This window comes from uncultured Microscilla sp. (genome assembly GCF_947493425.1).
Classification (GTDB): Bacteria; Bacteroidota; Bacteroidia; order Cytophagales; family Microscillaceae; genus Microscilla.
In genome coordinates this window covers 74,767-92,698 of record NZ_CANLRP010000006.1, presented here as the reverse complement: position 1 = coordinate 92,698, position 17,932 = coordinate 74,767, and the positions used below count along the sequence as shown (strand labels likewise).

Sequence of the window (17,932 nt, the reverse complement as noted above, 5' to 3'; positions counted from 1 at the left end):
TGTATACCCTATAGACTTATATACAGATTTTCTGTTGTTGTTCAGAAAGCCTGTATATAAGCCAACAGCTTTAGAATAAACTTCTAAAAATTGGGGTTATTGTTTTACAATTGTATAAAACACTTTCAATTGTATTTTACGATTAGATGAGGCTTGATTATCAATCATTAACCTGGTAACACTTCCTCCTCCTATAGCTCCTGTAATGTCATTGTCGTTAGTAAGGGCACTGGGCACTACAAATAGCTGGGTACCTTGTGAACCATTCAATACCTGCTGTAATTGCTGGGTAATGTTATAGGTGTAGTGTTTAAATACACTGTTATACACTGATAAGTGGCGTCCAAAGTTGTCAAGGTTGGGCACTTCTTCATTAATCCATAGGTCAAAAAGCCCGTTAGACAATTTGTTGTAGTTATTGCCATTGGCCTGTATAAGTATGAGGTGTGAAGGTATAGGGTGTGCTTTACTGTTGACAGTCTCTAACAATGGCGAAAAAACTAATTCAGCTTTATTGATAGACACCTCTCCCTTTTGTTTAAGCTTCAACACATCTACCAAGTCTATGCGTGCCACTACTCCTGTACCTGCTTGAGTGTGCAAGGTGGGAGTACCTTCTACCTCAGTGGTGGTGTTACTCAGAGCTCTAAGTACACCTTGCTTATTGGTTGATTGAATTTGATTGAAAGCTGGATAGTTGCTATTAGACGAATTGGCAAAAAATACAGAGTAGATTTGGTTATTTATGACTTGATCTACCTCTGCCAAGTATGCCATATTTAAACTTGAGAGCGTACGATTGAACCCTATAACCACACTACTGCTCCCAGATTTATACACTATAGCTAGCCCTTTTACCTGGTTGGTAAACTCGTCTACAGTAGCTCTGCCCAAAGCAGCATTAAAAATTCTTTGCTGATAGTCTGTGTCAGTAATTTCAACTCCTAATGCACCAGCTTTGGTGTCTAGCAGCTCTTTGGGTTTAAATGTGACTGTACCAAGCAAACGAGTGGCATCATATTCCACAATATCCGCGTTAGTATAGCTTCTACTTCGGTCTATAGTGTCTTTTAACTCATAAACTTCAATTGTTTGTGGATCATCAGTTTGTGATAAGTCTACTCCATAGGTATAATTAAGCGCTAAATTCAAGGTAAGACTTTGAAAAACCTGATTGGTACCTGTAAGGGTGATTTTTGAAGAGTCTACAAGCAAAGAAGGTGATAAATCCATAAAAGCGTTGGCTTTTATGTCTCCAAACACAGGATCTGAGTGTTCGCCCACTAACATTGTATAGCTACCTGAGGTAGGCATACTGTCAAGCAACACTGTTTTGGGTTGTAGGTCAAAACTATCCTCAAAAAAAACCCCAATTGAACCATTGGGGTTTGGATGATCTAATCCTATATTTTTTGGACTTTCACAAGAAATAAAAAAAGTGGTGATAAGTAATAATAAATTCGCGCGTCTCTTAATTAACTCCGACCAGTTCATTGTAAAGGTTATAATATGAATCCGATAAATTTTCATCTGCTTCGATAGAATCGATTTTTTTGTCTTGTTCAAACTCGGTGAAAAGTTTGTTGAGGCTCTCACTGTAAGATTCCTCGGCTTTAATGACAGCGTCTGCATACTCAATACCTACTTTAACAAAACCGTCAAAGTCGGTAGATTGCATGGAAGTTAGCATGTCGTCCTCAATATCTACCATTTTTACTTTGTTTAACAAATTTTTGTCAAATTTATACTCAAAGTAATTATTGTAAATGGTAAAAATAGATTTGGAGTTTTTGAATACCGGGTCATTCTTATATGTAGTTTTTAAGTACATAGGAATCAACCCTGTGATCCAATCATTACAGTGAACAATGTCTGGTGCCCAGCCTAACTTTTTCACTGTCTCCAATACGCCTTTACAGAAGAAAATGGCTCGCTCATCGTTGTCTTCGTAAAAATTATCTTCTTTATCTAAGAAAACAGACTTACGGTGGAAGTAATCTTCATTGTCAATAAAATATACCTGAAGCTTGGCATTGGGTATAGACGCTACCTTAATCACTAGTGGCTTTTCCTCTTCACCTACCGTAATATTGATTCCTGATAGCCTTACCACCTCATGCAAACGATTTTTTCTTTCATTAATCAAACCAAAACGAGGAACCAATATCCTGATTTCCATCCCTCGCTCTTGCATGGCTTGCGGTAACCGCCTAACAAAATCAGCTACTTGAGATGTTTCAAGGAAAGGGTTAATCTCACTGGCAACATATAATACTCGAGTCTTTTGCATATCAAAAATCTTAATTGAAATGAGGTAAAATAAAAAAATGGGCGTGCAAATTTACAAAAAATATAGCAGATTTCAATTTTTAAAGACAAAATGCTTTAATATTGTGATCATTTGACTTAGAATTGCATTAAAACATGTTTATTTTTGAAGATATTATTGATCTAAAAAACCATCTGAAGGTCGAGAAGCAGCAGTACAGCATTGGTTTTGTACCTACTATGGGGGCTTTGCATCAGGGACATTTGTCGCTTATCGATCGGGCTAAAGCAGATAATGATGTAGTAGTTTGCAGTATTTTTGTAAATCCTACCCAGTTTAATAACGTAGAAGACCTCAAAAATTATCCTAAAACTATCAAAGAAGATAAAAAACTTCTGAAGGCCCACCATTGCGATATACTTTTTTTGCCCAATGCCCACACTATGTACCCTGCTCCTGCGCAAACTTCTTTTAGTTTTGGGCACCTTGAACAAACAATGGAGGGTGAGCACCGCGCTGGACATTTCAATGGGGTAGCTTTGATCGTTTCTAAACTATTTCACTTAATAAAGCCTCACCGGGCATACTTTGGGCAAAAGGACTTGCAGCAATTTATAATTATTCGTCAGTTGGTACAAGACCTGTTATTTGACCTTGAGGTGGTTTGTTGTCCTATTGTACGCGAAGATGATGGTTTAGCCATGTCATCGCGTAATTTGAGATTAACAGCTTCACAACGCCCGATAGCCAGCAAATTATATGAAGCCTTGATGTTGGCAAGACACTCTTTGCTTGAGGGGTATGGTGTGAGTAAAACTAAGCAAACAATACAAAATTTTTTCAATGATTTGAATGATTTACAGTTAGAATACTTTGAAGTAGTGAAAAGTGCAACTCTGGAAGCTGTAGATTCAGTAAGTGATACTTTTCAAGTGTCTTTGTGTATTGCAGCATTTTTGGGCGATGTACGTTTGATTGATAATGTATTTTTATTTGATAAAAAGGGCATCTTTTAAGTCTTAGAATAGTTCTATCAGAGCACTACAAAAAACAATATGATTGTGTGTGTCGCTACTTCATTTGGTTTCTTGGTTTTGGAAGGTAGTATTTAGTAACATTTTTTTAATATTTTTGCCTCCAATATTTCGAAACTAAGAATATTTATAATGTTGGTAGAAGTTTTACATTCAAAAATACATAGAGCAAAAGTAACTCAAGCTGAATTGCATTATGTAGGAAGCATTACTATTGATGAAGATTTAATGGATGCTGCTGGGTTATTTGAAAATCAAAAAGTACAGGTTGTTGATATTAACAATGGTGAACGACTAGAGACTTATGTAATTAAGGGAGAGCGTGGCTCAGGGCAGATTTGCTTGAATGGAGCAGCTGCCCGAAAAGTACAAGTGGGCGACTTGATTATTATTATTGCCTACGCAATGATGGAAATAGAAGAAGCTAAAAAGTATGAGCCAAGGGTGATATTTCCTGATGAAAACAATCAAGTGATTAATACCTCACTAGCTTCTTTATAATAACATACATTACTTGAATATTTTCCAATGAGCGCAACTGTTCGTAAAGTTTTGCAATATGTAATATCTCTGGCAATAGCTACAGCTTTATTACTTTACCTATTCCAGGATTTTAACTTTCAACTAATTACTGAGGCTTTCAAAAAAGCTGATTACAGGTGGGTGGTTTTATCTGCCGTTTTGACTTTCACAAGTCACCTCATGCGCGCTCATCGTTGGAATATTATACTCAAACCATTGGGGTATGCTCCTTCTCTTTATACTTCTTTTCTTGCCGTGATGTCAGGCTATTTTATCAATCTAGTGGTACCCCGTGGAGGAGAAGTAGCAAGAAGTGGTTTATTACAGAAAATGGAACGTATACCTGCTACAAAAGCATTTGGTACCATTGTATTAGAGCGTATCATTGATGTACTGATATTGGGTACTTTAATTGTTATGTTGCTCGCCGTAGAAGTTGATCAGATAACACAAATTATTACCAGTACTTTTAGCTCCAAGCTATCAGGTTTACAAAGTAAGTTCTATTTAATTGTTATTGCCGGGGTGGGCTTACTGTTACTCACAGTCTTGGTGTTTTTTCGCTTTAAACAAAAAATACAGCAATCACTTTTGTATGCTAAAGGGATGGACATTGTCAAGAAAGTTCTTGAAGGAGTTGTAAGTATTTTAAAAGTAAAAAACCAAGGAGCCTTCTGGTTCCATACCATTGGTATTTGGGCAATGTATTATTTGATGGCGTTTGTGTTGTTTCAATGTTTTCCAATTACATCAGACCTTAGTCCTTGGGTAGGTTTTACGGTGTTGGTAGTGGGGGGAATAGGGATGGCTGCTCCAGTTCAAGGAGGCATAGGTGCCTACCATATTTTGATTACCCCCGTATTAATGTATTATCTGGCAAGTAAGCACCCACAAAAAGACGAAGTTTTGAGTATTGTTACTTTTATGCATGCTGCGCAAACACTGGTTACCATTATGATTGGTGGGATAGCCCTGTGGTTGAGCACCGCCATGACTAAAAGACAAAACGCACAAGCTTTACCTGAAGAAGATATGACAGAGGAAAAAATAAAAGCGGTATAATAACCGCTTTCTTTTTTTCTAGTCATTGAGTGCTTGTTCTATTGAATGAACGTAGGCAATGTTCATTTGATGAAATTTGGCGTTGGGGTGCTCATTTGCTATTTTAGACCAACCTATTTTCACACTTTGTTTGAATATCTTATCATCAGGTAATACCTTTCTGATGGTGTTTAGCCCCATATTAAAAGCTTTTTCTTTCCATTCAACAAAATACCACTCCATAGAAGGTTGGTGAAAAACCATTAATTTTCTTTTATCAAATATGAGCTTGTTTATCGAGTACAAAGGAATAAACTCATAAGCCTTATTGAATATTTCCTTGAACTCATTCATAGGGATATAAGAGCGGGTGATAGTTACAATGAGGGCATTTTTTTCTTCTTCCAGGTATATTTTAGCGGTTTTAAAGTTTTCTAAGAGAACTAGTTCAGTTGTTGGTGCATGCATAATTCAATATTTTTAATAATTCGTAAGTAGATATTCATATTTGTTTGAACGATTCAGTGTAAATTTGTTTTTAAAATACTGAAAAGATTTACTAAAGCTTGACAATAAATGCCTACATCTGATAAAATATACGCTTCTGAACAAGTGTTGTTGCCCGTGATAAGTACTTGGAAAACAGCTGGTAATAAAGTTGTATTTACCAATGGTTGTTTTGATATTGTTCATCTGGGGCACCTCGATTACCTTGAAAAAGCCCGACAATTAGGGCATAAACTAGTGGTAGGACTAAACACCGATGACTCCATCAAGCGACTCAAGGGTAGCGCTCGTCCAATTATTCCTCAAATAGCCAGAGCAAGACTGCTTGCTGCACTTGAGTTTGTAGATGCAGTGGTGCTTTTTGGTGATGATACCCCTTTGCAATTGATCAAAACATTATTGCCTGATATGCTTACCAAAGGCAATGACTATGCAATAGAAAATATTGTAGGGGCTGATGTGGTGCTGGCCAATGGTGGAAGCGTAGAAACCATTGAGTTGGTAGAAGGTTACTCTACGTCAAGTATCATTGAGAAAATCCTTAAAGTACATCAGTAACTCAAAATGAGATTTTTCGTATAACTAAAGCGTCAAACTTAAATTATCATTTAAATAAAGTTGTATATGGCATTTGTAATCATTTTTGTTGTTTTCTTACTCATTAGTTTTTTAGTGCAAAATCGTCTGAAATCAAAGTTCAGAGAGTATTCACAAGAAACGCTCGTATCGGGTCTTACAGGGGCTCAGGTAGCTCAAAAGATGTTAGAGGATCACCGGATATACGATGTTGAGATAGTATCTGTAGAAGGTAAACTAAGCGATCACTATAACCCTGGCACTAAAACCATTGCATTAAGCGAAGAAGTGTTTCACGGAGCTTCAGCGGCCGCTGCCGCAGTAGCAGCACACGAAACCGGGCATGCAGTACAGCATGCACAAGCGTATAGTATGCTCGAAATTCGCTCTATGTTGGTACCTGTTCAAAACGCAAGCTCTACTATTTTGAACACAATTTTTATATTAAGCTTTTTCGGAGGCATTGTTTTTAACTTATTTAGTTACCAAACAGTGCTTGCTATTATAGTAGCTTCTTATGCTGTGATTACCTTATTTAGTTTTATTACTTTACCAGTAGAGTTTGACGCAAGCAAGCGCGCACTCGCCTGGATAGAAGATCATAAAATTGTGACTACCAGTGAGCAGGCAATGGCAAAAGATGCCCTACACTGGGCTGCTATGACCTATGTAGTAGGAGCGTTGGCTTCGCTTACTTTCTTGTTATATTATGTATTTCAGATGGTTGCCAGCGACTAGTTTTACCTTATTGTATTTTATTTATATGTTTTTTGCTATAAAATTATTCTTTAAAAAATACAAAATGAAATATTTTCTAAGCTTTAAAAGGTGAGAGCTAAAAGAATAACCTATTCATTGCCAATATTTTAAGCGAAGCTACTTGTAGTAGCTTATGTATAAAGTCTGATACATTCGTGGTCAGGCTTTTTTTTATTGGTCATTAATCGTATGTTTGCATAACATTAAAATATAACAATACTAATATTTTCTATGCCTGATACGATTTCAATTCCGACCCAGTCACCTGATTATTTGACTGAAGAACATATAGAAGTAAGAGATGCTGCCCGTGATTTTGCCCAAACCAAGCTTTTGCCTGGTGTGATAGAACGCGATACCAACCAAACCCCTGCACTTGCCGAACTCAAAGAAATGGGAGAGCTAGGTTTTATGGGAATGATGGTAGACGAAACATACGGAGGTGCAGGAATGGACACTGTATCTTATGTGTTAGCCATTGAAGAAATATCAAAGATTGATGCTTCTGCCTCAGTAGCTATGTCTGTGAACAATTCACTGGTATGTTGGGGATTAGAAGCTTATGGAAGTGAGGAACAAAAAGAAAAATACCTGAAGCCTTTAGCATCAGGTAAAAAAATTGGTGCTTTTTGTTTGTCAGAGCCTGAAGCTGGTTCTGATGCTACCTCGCAACGTACAACTGCCGAAGACAAAGGTGATTATTATTTGTTGAACGGTACCAAAAACTGGATTACCAATGGAAGTATTGCCGATATCTATCTGGTGATTGCTCAAACTTATCCCGAAAAAGGACAAAAAGGCATCAATGTGCTGATTGTAGAAAAGGGGATGGAAGGATTTGTAGTGGGTAAAAAAGAAGATAAGTTGGGGATTCGTAGCTCTGATACACATTCGTTGATGTTTACTGATGTAAAAGTGCCTAAAGAGAACCGTATTGGAGATGATGGCTTTGGGTTTAGATTTGCTATGAAAACCCTCAATGGTGGGCGCATTGGTATTGCTGCACAAGCTTTGGGAATTGCCTCAGGAGCTTATGAGCTTTCCCTTAAATATGCACAAGAGAGAAAGGCTTTTGGTAAACCTATTCATCAACACCAGGCAATTGCTTTTAAATTGGCTGATATGGCTACCAACATAGAAGCTGCCCGCTTGCTTGTACTAAAAGCTGCCCGTGCCAAAGATATGGGACAAGACTATGCACAATTGAGTGCAATGGCTAAGTTGTTTGCTTCAAAAGTAGCAATGGAAACCACCGTAGAGGCTGTTCAGGTACACGGAGGCTATGGTTATGTAAAAGAATACCATGTAGAAAGATTGATGCGTGATGCGAAAATTACACAGATTTACGAAGGAACTTCTGAAGTTCAGAAGATTGTGATCTCGCGTGGAATCTTGAAATAATCGCATTTTAAGCTTAAAACATACTTGATGTAAAATAAAGTGTATGTGCATTTGCTTGCATACGCTTTATTTTTTACCTTTACGCGAAGTTGGATTAGTGCAATTCTCAAGTATATAACTCGTTCTGAATTCGGGAGTTAAACTATTAAAGATAATGGAAGATTACAATAAAATAATTGAGTCACTGGGTGTTAAGTACAGAAGAGGTAAAAATATAAAAATCCTACAATCTACAAAAGTGGAGAATCATTATGATGTAGAAAATTATATTTTGTTGCTTCATGATGGCGAAATATCTTTTGGTGACGGAACCGAAGTTGTTGAAAAAGGAGACATGCTGTTTATTCCTGGTGGTAAGCAATCTACTATCTGGTATGGCAACAATGCAGAAGAGAACATTATCAACAACGAAGAATTTATAAGCAATAAAGACCAGTATTTTGAAGCCAACGAAGATGCTACACTGGTAGGCAAGCTACCTACATCTTTTAGTTATGTGGCTTTCGAATCAAAGGTCTTTGACTCTATCAGTTTCTTTGCTTCATTAGACATACCTCCTTTTATTATAAGCAATAACGCTGGATTGGCGCGTATAGTAAAAGAAGTTGTAGTAGAAAGCTTAGGCGATATGCCGGGTAAAAGCCGTATGGTTCACCTTAAAACAGAACAAATTGCGGTTGAGATTATCCGTTATATTCTTAAAAACAACATGTTTGTAGAGCGACTCGCCACAAACAGTACTTATTTCAAAGACCCACGTTTGATAGATATATTCAACTATATCAAAGAATACTTAGGTGGAGATCTTTCAAACAAAGTATTGGCTAGTGTAGCAAATGTCTCTGAAGATTATGTTGGGCAGTACTTTAAGATGTTGACTGGCATTAATCCCCAGGATTATATCGAGTACCAACGAATGGAAAAAGCAGTACACATGTTGCGTACTTCTAACAAGAGCATTCGTGAGATCGGTTCAGAGGTAGGTTACAAAGATACCGCTTATTTCTGCCGTCGTTTTAAAATGATGTTTGGAATACCTGCTGGAAAAATGCGTCGCCGTGACTCATTGATGAATGTATAATTTAAAGAAATGGGTGATTGAATCATTTTCTAACACCAACTTTCACAAAAAAGACATTAAGCTCCTAATTTTTTAGGAGCTTTTTTTATGCCTTTTAACCAATATTGCAGATATTCAGCTTTTTAGTTAAAAAAAGACAACTTGCTTTTTAACTCATTTACATTTCTGCTGTTTTTTGGAGTTTTTCTTCTGATATACAAGCTCTTACCTTCTAATTACCGCAAGCAAGGTTTGTTAGTGGCAAGTTATACTTTTTATGCCTTTTGGCGTTTTGAGTATGTTTTTTTGTTGCTTTCTTCTACATTGTTAGACTACATTTGTGCTCGTCAAATTGAGCGAGCTACGCAAAGCAGAATCCGTAAGACCTACCTTTTTCTTAGTCTTTTTTTCAACTTGGGCGTACTTGTATTTTTTAAGTATGCCAACTTTTTTGGCGACAATATAGTGTCTTTGGCAAACCTTTTAGGTGTGGAGGTTTCCTGGGTTACTTGGCACCTTGTATTACCGCTTGGTATCTCTTTTTATACTTTTCAAACAATTAGTTATACTTTAGATGTGTACCATCGTCGGCTAAATGCAGAAAAAAGTATTATAAATCTTGCTTTATACGTAAGCTTTTTTCCACAATTGATTGCTGGTCCGATTGAACGTGCCTGCGATTTATTACCTCAGTTCAACCAACTTAAATTAAGGTTTAGCCAAGAAGCCATCTATTGGATTACACTGGGTTTTTTCAAAAAAATGGTCGTGGCTGATAACCTTGCACCTTTTGTTGAGAAGGTTTTTAACCCTGAAATTCGGGTAGAGGTAGTAGACTATTTGTGGGGTATGTATGCCTTTGCAATACAGATTTATGCCGATTTTTCAGGGTATTCTGACATTGCCCTAGGCATTGCCTTGTTGTTGGGTGTACGCTTGCATCAAAACTTTCGACAACCTTATTTTGCTTCTTCTTTTCAAGAGTTTTGGCGTAGGTGGCATATTTCATTGTCGTTTTGGCTCCGCGACTATGTATATTTTGCTTTGGGTGGTAGCCAATCCAAGCGTTGGGCAACTTTATTTACTTATCGTAACTTATTGATTACAATGCTTGTGGGTGGTTTGTGGCACGGGTCTAACTGGACTTTTGTGCTCTGGGGAGCTTTGCACGGAGCACTGTTAATGGCTGAGCGTCCGTGGTTGAGGCCAACCATTCAGTATCCTGTTTTAAGGTTTTTGAAACAATGTTGGGTATTTCATTGGGTCGCACTGGCGTTTGTCATATTTAGGGCGCAAAATGTGTCACAGGCAATAGAAATAATCAGACAAATAGGAGAGGGGATAGTGCAGGTAGTAGGTGCGTTTGACTTAGAAACCTTTCCTAAAGTGGGGTGTTTTTTTGCGGTAGTGTTGGTGTTACTTGATTGGGGGCAGCAAAAAAAATGGTTTATTCCTACAACCTCAAACAATGGTTGGCGGTATTGGGTACGCTTTGGCATATTAACGGGTTTATTCTGGGCGATTATGCTTTTTGGGGTGTTTCGGGGAGCACAGTTTATTTATTTCCAATTTTAGAACTTGCATTGGTATGCAACAAAATAAAGTAGTTTCTATAAGCCTGTTCCTATTGGTATTGCTTGCAGTAGAAGGGTGGTATTTGTGGCAACAAAAAAAGGTCAAGCAAATAATTGCGCAAAAATTAGTCATTACTAAAAGGCAACCAATACTGTTGCTGGGCAATTCGCACATGCATTTTGGTGGTTATACCAACGATCAAACCCAAGCGATCAACCTGGCCTTTCCGAGTGAATTATTTATTTTTACTTATCTTAAAATCAAACTTTTAATGCCTAAAACTGTGCTGGTAGCGTTGAACCCGCAACATCTGCAAAAAAATAATGATGATGCGCTGAAAAACGGTTTGCTGAGCGAACCCCAGTATAATTACTTGTATGAGTTGCTCACTCCAAAAACACAACAATTGCTGCATCAAGCGTGCCCTTTTGAGCAATGGGCAATGTTTAGAGCCAAACAGTGGTTTCCTTTTTTGGGAACAAGGCTAAAGTCGCCCGTTGCTTCCAATTTATTAGGTGGCTATAAGGGGTATAAGAGCAGGGGAGAGGTAACAGCACAAGACATTCATCGTCGATTACAAACAGTGTTTGGTGCTTATCGTTATCAACTGTCTTCGTTACAACTGGCTTATCTCAAAAAAATAGTGACTTATTGTAGTCAACAACAGATCAGGTTGATATTTGTGGGCTTTCCATTGCACCCTAGTTTTTTTGCCAAAATACCTTCTAAAGTATTCCATCAATTTCAAAAAACTCTTACAGAATTGAAAAAGTCAGGCAGTTTTGAATACTGGGACTATAGTCAACAGTTTGATGAGCCTGGAATGTTTTACGATCCAGATCATTTGAACAAACAAGGAGCAAAAGTGTTGAGTAATTTAATTTTTACTCGTTTGAATCATCAATAAAAAAAACAGGTACCGGATTTGGGCACCTGTTTTTAGTAAGAGGAAGTCGGTGTGACTTCAAAATCTTAGTCTTGAGCTTGCCAGCGCATTTCCAAATATTTGTTGGTAAATCCAAGGCGTTCATACAACCTTTTGGCGGGGTTGTCAGGTTCTACGTGTAACGCTACCGAACCATTGACCGATTTGAGTGCAGCTTCTACCAGTTTTTTACCTATGCCAGCTCCCCGATAGCCCTCATGTACCGCAATGTATACCAAAATATTTTCGGGGATATAGTCTTTCATTCCGGTTTCGTTGAGCACTACTGCCCCTATTACTTGATTGTCTTTAGCTTCATCGCGCATTGCCAATACTCTGCCTCCTTTGCCTTGCTCGGTGCTTAGGGCATAATTTATAGCTTTGCGTATATCATTGGCAGGGTCGCCATATTTGCCCAGGTGAGTGAATAAAAATTGAGTAATATCGTTTAAAATAGTTTCAGAATGATTGTTTGATGGTTCTAATGTTTCAGTTTTAAAACTCATACGATTCTTTTTTTGTGAAAAATGTTTGATAAAGTTATAAATGTAATCAATGACATACTAATGCCGAAAATGTTGGCGTCTAAGCCCAAAGGTAGCGAGAAGTATTTGCCCGAAACCAATATTGATAAAATCACTGTAGTAATACCGCCCAGTAGCATGGCCCAAATAGCAGCAGTGGGGTGACTTTTGCGCCAATACAAAGCGCCCAACAAAGGTACAAACAACCCTGATACCATAAAGGAATAAGAGTATAACATAAGACTGAGCACGTTTTGGATAAATGTGGCCAGAAATAAAGCCAAAGCTCCTATAGCCAGCGTAGCCAGCTGTGATACCCGCAACATTTTTTGATCGGAAAAATTGAAAAAACGCCCCAGAATATCGGTAACTACATTGCCCGAAGCTGCCATGAGACAACTATCAGCGGTAGACATAATGGCCGAAAAGTAGGCAGAAAGCATGATGCCTAAAAAGCCTACAGGCAATACGGTACGCAAAAGTAAGGGTAATCCCATCTCTTTGTCAAGGTTGGCTACCGATTCGTAGCCTAAAGAGGCAAACATGCCTGCATCGGCGGCTACTCGTGACAATAAACCAAGCATGACCCCCATAAATGCCATAATAGGATACTCGAATACGCCAGCAATAAACCAGGCTTTTTTGGCTTGTTTTTCTCCAGCACAAGCATAAATACGCTGGTAGAGGGTCATACCTACAAACCAGATGGGAATGATACTTACGCCCCAGTTGATGATTTGAATGAACGATACATTGGTAATGTCAAAGAAACTGGCAGGCAATGCTGCCCGGATGTTAGCCCAACCACCTAGCTTGTAAATGGCAATAGGGATACCAATAAAGATAAGCCCACTCATCAATATGATCCACTGTATAGTATCGCTGTAAATGACGGCTTTGATGCCACCCATTACGGTATATACCACTACTACCACGCCCATGATAATCAAGGCTGTGGTCATATCCAGAGACTTGACCGTAGCAGAGGCTAGTTTGGCTCCTGCCAGAATTTGTGAACTGGTAAAGCCTATGTAACCAATACCTGAAATAATACCCGCAATGAGTGCCACCTTAGGGTTGTAGAAATGTTGAAAGATTTGAGGGAAGGTGTAAAATGTGTGATTTTCTTCCAGTTTTTTGATTTTAGGAATAAGAAAAACCGCCGCAAGCCAGGCACCTAGTAGCCCTGTAAATAGTAACCAGCTACCAGCTAACCCCATAGCAAATCCCAATCCCCCTAAACCAATAGAAAAGCCCCCACCTACGTCAGTTGCCACTACTGACAAACCTATGTGCCAACTGCCAATATTTCTACCTCCCACGTAGTAGTCCTCCTTGTTTTGATTTTGGCGCATAAAGTACCAGCCAATCCCCAACATTCCGAGTAAATACACTATAAAAATAAGGATGTCTACGATGTGCATAATAAGTGTGTTTTAAAATTTGGTGTAAGATCATCAGTCTAGGTTTTTGATCGGAAAAAGCAAGCTTTAGACGGAAAACCTTGTAAAATGACTGATTTAGAGAGGTTTACTTGCTTTTGTCATATTTATTTTTATCTATTGGTTGCTTTTTTTTAACTAAACCCACTTATTTTAGTTGCTCAATCATCTAAAGTATAGGATGACTGTGAATGTTTGTCTATTCTGTCAATCTATTTTTGCACCTTTTCCCTATCCATAGTACCCAACAATCGATGACTTATTATGTTTATTAGTAAAGCTTTCATAAACACGTGTTAACTGGGTAGGAATAAAACTTTTTATTAGAGAATAAAAAAAATACTTTAATTAGTCGCCGTGTAGTTATCATAAGTTGACCTGGGCGAATAATATGAACCTACATTGTATAATATATATTTAATTGGTGATGTTCAGGGAGTATTTTTAGAGTATAATGACAAAATAGTTTTGATGAATAATATATAATTTATTGCAAATCAGTAATTAACCAATGTTTGAGACATCCATTATAGAGTTAAGCCAATCGGCATTACAAAAAAATATCAATTTTATTAAGCAACTGGCAGGCGATGGGGTACGTATGTCCTCGGTAATTAAGGGCAATGCTTATGGGCATGGTATAAACTTGTTTGTGCCAATGGCTGAAAAGGCAGGAGTACGACATTTTAGTGTGTTTTCGGCAGATGAGGCCTTACAAGTGGTGCAAAATCAGCAACATGGCTCTAAAGTCATGATTATGGGGTACATTGACAACGAAGAGCTATTGTGGGCGATTGAAAATAATGTAGAGCTTTTTATTTTTGATTTAGGCAGGCTCGAAACTTCCTTGCAACTTGCGGCTAAAAACAAGGCGCAGGTACGCATTCATTTACATCTCGAAACAGGTATGAATCGCTTAGGACTGGAAGAAGATGAACTACTTAAGGCAATTGACTTGTTAAAGAAATACCCTGATTGTTTTCACTTAGAGGGAGTGTGTACGCACTACGCGGGTGCCGAGAGTATTGCCAATTATGCCAGAGTAAAATCCCAGATTCACGAATACAAACGGCGAACCAGGTTGTTATCCAGGCACGAAATATCGCCTAAATATCAACATACAGCCTGTTCTGCAGCGTTGGTATCTTATCCACAAACCCGTATGGATATGGTAAGAGTAGGGATTCTGCAGTATGGTTTTTTTCCTACCCAGGAAACCCTCATTCAGTATATTAAGAATAAAGAAGATAAAACTGATCCACTTGCCAGAGTGCTAAACTGGAAAAGTAGCATTATGTCAACCAAAGAGGTAAGTACAGGGGAGTTTGTAGGGTATGGCACTACTTACATGGCTGCTGCCGATTCACGCATTGCAGTGGTGCCAGTGGGTTATGCTCAGGGTTATAGCCGTTTGCTGAGCAACCAGGGAAGGGTACTTATCCGTGGCAAACAACTAAGTGTGATAGGAACAGTAAATATGAATTTGATTTTGGTAGACCTTACAGAAGCGCCTGAGGCTCAACCGGGTGACGAAGTAGTATTGATAGGGTCACAGGGCGATTTGAGTATTTCGGTGGCTTCCTTCGGAGAATTTACTAATCAACTAAACTACGAGCTTTTGACAAGATTGCCTATGAGTATACCACGTAAAGTGGTGAGTTAGGGCATTGAATATATTTTTAACCAATTACCAGATACATGGCATTTATAAAACTTTACAGAAACAAGTTAAAGCATAATTATCAATTTTTACAAAGCTTATTCGGTCAGCAGAATATTCAATGGGGCATTGTTACAAAGCTTCTTTGTGGTAATCAGAAATACATCGAGGAGGTAATAAACCTCGGAATAACAGAGTTGTGTGACTCACGTATCAGTAACCTTAAATTAATCAAGAAGATTAACAAAGATATTACTACTGTATATATTAAGCCGCCAGCAAAACGTAGCATTAAAAGTATTGTTACTTATGCTGATGTTAGTCTTAATACCGAATACTTTACAATTAAATTGTTATCAGAAGAAGCCCAACGCCAGGATAAAACCCATCGGGTAGTGATTATGCTTGAGTTGGGTGACTTGCGAGAAGGAGTAATGAGGGAGGAGATTATTGATTTTTATGAAAAAATATTTCAACTACCTAATATCAAAGTGGTAGGGCTGGGTACCAACTTGAATTGTTTGCATGGAGTAATGCCTTCAGAAGATAAACTGATTCAGCTGAGCCTTTACAAGCAAATTATTGAATTGAAATTTAAGCGACAAATCCCCTTTATATCTGCTGGAACCACCGTTACGTTACCCTTACTATTACACAAACAATTACCTGATGGTGTCAATCACTTTCGTTTGGGAGAGGCGTTGTTTTGGGGAAACAATTTGTTTGATAACTCGATTATAGACGGCATGGAAACTGATGTATTGGAGCTGTTTGCCGAGATTATAGAAGTAAACGAAAAGCCGATAGTACCTGCCGGAGTGCTTGCCGAAAACCCCAGTGGTGAAGTATTTGAATTAAATGAAGAGGATTTTGGGCGCACTACTTTTAGGGGTATCCTAGACGTTGGTTTGCTTGACATTAATCCCGATTTTTTGATTCCACAAGACAAAGGCCTGGAGGTGGTAGGCGCCAGTTCTGACATGTTGATACTTGACTTAAAGGACAATAAAAAAAACTATAAAGTAGGCGACTTGGTAGCCTTTAAACTAAAATATATGGGTGCACTGGGCTTGCTCAACTCTAACTATATAGAAAAAGTAGTAGAGTAAATATTTTGGACAAGTTATATTATACAAAGCCCCGTCTATTGATCATAGCACGGGGTTTTTTTTGACAGCTCTCTAATAATGCCCTTTCTTTGAATTTATGTTAAGCATCTCACCTTTGGTGAACACTTTTGTCAGAAAAGCATCTTATGAATGCCTTTTTTCTAAGACTTCTACTATATCCTTGAGTTCTAACCCTTTATAGTTGAGCAGTAGTAGTAGGTGGTAAATCAAATCAGCGGCTTCTTCTTTGAGCAACTCTTCAGTACCATTTATGGCTTCTATCACTGTTTCTACAGCTTCTTCCCCTACTTTTTGTGCCACTTTATTTACTCCTTTTTGGGCTATTTTAGAGGTATAAGACCCTTCTGATGGGTTTTGCAGACGGTCTTGGATGACTTTTTCCAGTTTGCTCAAAAATGCCAAACTCTGCTCGTTATTCATTTTTATGTATGATTTAATTAATTCAAAAATGCTTTGCAAATGTATAAAAAAGCAGGATTTAACTAAGTTTTCGGCACTAATTATTGATATAGCTTTTTACACAGTTCTATGGCCGTTTGTGGAGCGTCAAGCCCAAAGCCCAGCAGTGCCTCTTCGTCGAGGTGAATAATGCGCCCCATTCGCCTTGCTCTGGAATCGAACAATACGGGCATTTCAAACATCTTATCGCCAATACTGTCCCAGCTTTTATTGCTCATGAGTATATAGTCGGGGTTGGCTTGTTGCATCATTACGGGGGTAAGTCTACGCATTCCTTCAATGGCAAGTACATCGGCTGCATTTTTGGCTATAGCCAATTGAATGATAGCTTCTCCCGCTGTTTTGTGACCTGCTACCAGTATATTGGTACCTCGTGCCAGCACATACATTACTTTTACGGTATCCTTACGATTTTTTTTCATCGTCGGAATCAGTCGCAAAGTGCTGTCCAGGCGTTGTATAATCTTTTCTCCGGCAGTTTTCTTATTTAGTCTTAGCGCAATTTTTTTGACCAATGCCTTGGTAGAATCGATGTTGGGTGGGTTGTTGTATCGCACATAATCTACACCTTCTGCCAAAATGTTATTCATTTTTTCTTCCGGACTACCTTTGATGTCTGACAACACGAGGTCGGGTTCGTGTTTCATTACCAGTTTGCTTCTGAGCACCCGTCCATAGCCTACCTGCGGCAACGAATCGTGCGAAGTACGTCTGTCTACTGCTACTACTTTGTTGCCCACTCCCAGTTCAAATACGATTTGGGTAATGCTTTTGCCTATAGTGACAATTCTTTTATAATTTTTTTGGGGTGGTAATTTGACTTTTTTTGCTGTGTCTTTCTTGTTGATTACTTTGGTAGAGTCACCGGCTTGTTTTGACTGGTCTTTTGTACACGCAAAAGCCACCATTAACAAAGGGATAAGTATAAGTTTTCTGGATAGCATATAACAAAGTAAGTTTTGGGTTGTTCGTTTGTTCAATATTAACAAATATTCTGAAACTGACCGCACATGTGCATTACTTTGTTGGGCATAAAAAAAGGAAGTGT

Annotated in this window: 18 protein-coding genes; 11 read left to right on the top strand and 7 right to left on the bottom strand. The window is 38.3% G+C overall.

The features are described from left to right. Positions 1 to 96: 96 nt before the first annotated feature. Together Q0954_RS03505 and Q0954_RS03500 are read right to left on the bottom strand one after the other, a co-directional pair. Positions 97 to 1,494 (bottom strand): DUF4270 family protein, encoded by a 1,398-nt coding sequence (locus Q0954_RS03505; RefSeq protein ID WP_299453678.1) that lies wholly within the window; start codon positions 1,492 to 1,494, stop codon positions 97 to 99. Continuing rightward, positions 1,472 to 2,290: a glycogen/starch synthase gene (locus Q0954_RS03500; RefSeq protein WP_002704102.1), complete on the bottom strand. Its 819-nt coding sequence runs from the start codon at positions 2,288 to 2,290 to the stop codon at positions 1,472 to 1,474. The genes Q0954_RS03505 and Q0954_RS03500 overlap by 23 nt, the downstream gene beginning before the upstream one ends. A gap of 134 nt (positions 2,291 to 2,424) precedes the next feature. On the opposite strand from Q0954_RS03500, the gene panC reads away from it, so the two are divergent. The 3 genes from panC to Q0954_RS03485 all read left to right on the top strand — a co-directional run bounded on the left by panC (position 2,425) and on the right by Q0954_RS03485 (position 4,887). Beyond that, complete coding sequence (panC, locus tag Q0954_RS03495; protein WP_299453672.1) at positions 2,425 to 3,285, top strand: pantoate--beta-alanine ligase; 861 nt, start codon at positions 2,425 to 2,427, stop codon at positions 3,283 to 3,285. Positions 3,286 to 3,435: 150 nt separating this feature from the next. After that, a complete protein-coding gene (gene panD, locus Q0954_RS03490; protein WP_299453670.1) occupies positions 3,436 to 3,804 on the top strand; it encodes an aspartate 1-decarboxylase in 369 nt (122 codons plus the stop codon). A gap of 27 nt (positions 3,805 to 3,831) precedes the next feature. Continuing rightward, on the top strand, positions 3,832 to 4,887 hold the full coding sequence (locus tag Q0954_RS03485) for a lysylphosphatidylglycerol synthase transmembrane domain-containing protein (protein ID WP_299453666.1): 1,056 nt from the start codon (positions 3,832 to 3,834) through the stop codon (positions 4,885 to 4,887). 18 nt (positions 4,888 to 4,905) lie between these two features. Here the strand turns inward: Q0954_RS03485 and Q0954_RS03480 are convergent, their stop codons facing one another. Next, complete coding sequence (locus tag Q0954_RS03480) at positions 4,906 to 5,334, bottom strand: hypothetical protein (protein WP_299453663.1); 429 nt, start codon at positions 5,332 to 5,334, stop codon at positions 4,906 to 4,908. Between the two features lie 108 nt (positions 5,335 to 5,442). Between Q0954_RS03480 and rfaE2 the strand changes: the two genes are divergently transcribed. The 6 genes from rfaE2 to Q0954_RS03450 all read left to right on the top strand — a co-directional run bounded on the left by rfaE2 (position 5,443) and on the right by Q0954_RS03450 (position 11,651). Continuing rightward, on the top strand, positions 5,443 to 5,931 hold the full coding sequence (gene rfaE2, locus Q0954_RS03475; RefSeq protein ID WP_299453661.1) for a D-glycero-beta-D-manno-heptose 1-phosphate adenylyltransferase: 489 nt from the start codon (positions 5,443 to 5,445) through the stop codon (positions 5,929 to 5,931). A gap of 66 nt (positions 5,932 to 5,997) precedes the next feature. Further along, positions 5,998 to 6,687 (top strand): zinc metallopeptidase, encoded by a 690-nt coding sequence (locus Q0954_RS03470; protein ID WP_299453659.1) that lies wholly within the window; start codon positions 5,998 to 6,000, stop codon positions 6,685 to 6,687. Between the two features lie 252 nt (positions 6,688 to 6,939). After that, on the top strand, positions 6,940 to 8,109 hold the full coding sequence (locus tag Q0954_RS03465) for an acyl-CoA dehydrogenase family protein (protein WP_299453656.1): 1,170 nt from the start codon (positions 6,940 to 6,942) through the stop codon (positions 8,107 to 8,109). 154 nt (positions 8,110 to 8,263) lie between these two features. Then, entirely contained in the window at positions 8,264 to 9,190 is a 927-nt protein-coding gene (locus Q0954_RS03460) for an AraC family transcriptional regulator (RefSeq protein ID WP_299453654.1), read from the top strand. A 237-nt stretch (positions 9,191 to 9,427) separates the two neighbouring features. Next, entirely contained in the window at positions 9,428 to 10,744 is a 1,317-nt protein-coding gene (locus Q0954_RS03455) for an MBOAT family O-acyltransferase (RefSeq protein ID WP_299453652.1), read from the top strand. A 13-nt stretch (positions 10,745 to 10,757) separates the two neighbouring features. Continuing rightward, complete coding sequence (locus Q0954_RS03450; RefSeq protein WP_299453649.1) at positions 10,758 to 11,651, top strand: D-alanyl-lipoteichoic acid biosynthesis protein DltD; 894 nt, start codon at positions 10,758 to 10,760, stop codon at positions 11,649 to 11,651. 65 nt (positions 11,652 to 11,716) lie between these two features. On the opposite strand, the gene Q0954_RS03445 is transcribed toward Q0954_RS03450, so the two are convergent. Both Q0954_RS03445 and Q0954_RS03440 read right to left on the bottom strand, forming a co-directional pair. After that, positions 11,717 to 12,175, bottom strand: a complete 459-nt coding sequence (locus Q0954_RS03445) for a GNAT family N-acetyltransferase (protein ID WP_299453646.1) — start codon at positions 12,173 to 12,175, stop codon at positions 11,717 to 11,719. Then, positions 12,172 to 13,617, bottom strand: a complete 1,446-nt coding sequence (locus Q0954_RS03440; protein ID WP_299453644.1) for a sodium:solute symporter — start codon at positions 13,615 to 13,617, stop codon at positions 12,172 to 12,174. Before Q0954_RS03440 ends, Q0954_RS03445 begins: the two co-directional genes overlap by 4 nt. Positions 13,618 to 14,146: 529 nt before the next feature. Here Q0954_RS03440 and alr point away from each other — a divergent pair. Then, positions 14,147 to 15,298 (top strand): alanine racemase, encoded by a 1,152-nt coding sequence (alr, locus tag Q0954_RS03435; protein WP_299453642.1) that lies wholly within the window; start codon positions 14,147 to 14,149, stop codon positions 15,296 to 15,298. 35 nt (positions 15,299 to 15,333) lie between these two features. Beyond that, a complete protein-coding gene (locus Q0954_RS03430; protein ID WP_299453638.1) occupies positions 15,334 to 16,404 on the top strand; it encodes an alanine/ornithine racemase family PLP-dependent enzyme in 1,071 nt (356 codons plus the stop codon). Positions 16,405 to 16,548: 144 nt separating this feature from the next. On the opposite strand, the gene hisE is transcribed toward Q0954_RS03430, so the two are convergent. Both hisE and Q0954_RS03420 read right to left on the bottom strand, forming a co-directional pair. Further along, positions 16,549 to 16,845, bottom strand: coding sequence for a phosphoribosyl-ATP diphosphatase (gene hisE / locus Q0954_RS03425; protein ID WP_299453636.1), 297 nt, complete (start codon positions 16,843 to 16,845; stop codon positions 16,549 to 16,551). An 80-nt stretch (positions 16,846 to 16,925) separates the two neighbouring features. After that, positions 16,926 to 17,828, bottom strand: coding sequence for a hemin ABC transporter substrate-binding protein (locus Q0954_RS03420; RefSeq protein ID WP_299453634.1), 903 nt, complete (start codon positions 17,826 to 17,828; stop codon positions 16,926 to 16,928). Positions 17,829 to 17,932: the final 104 nt, after the last annotated feature.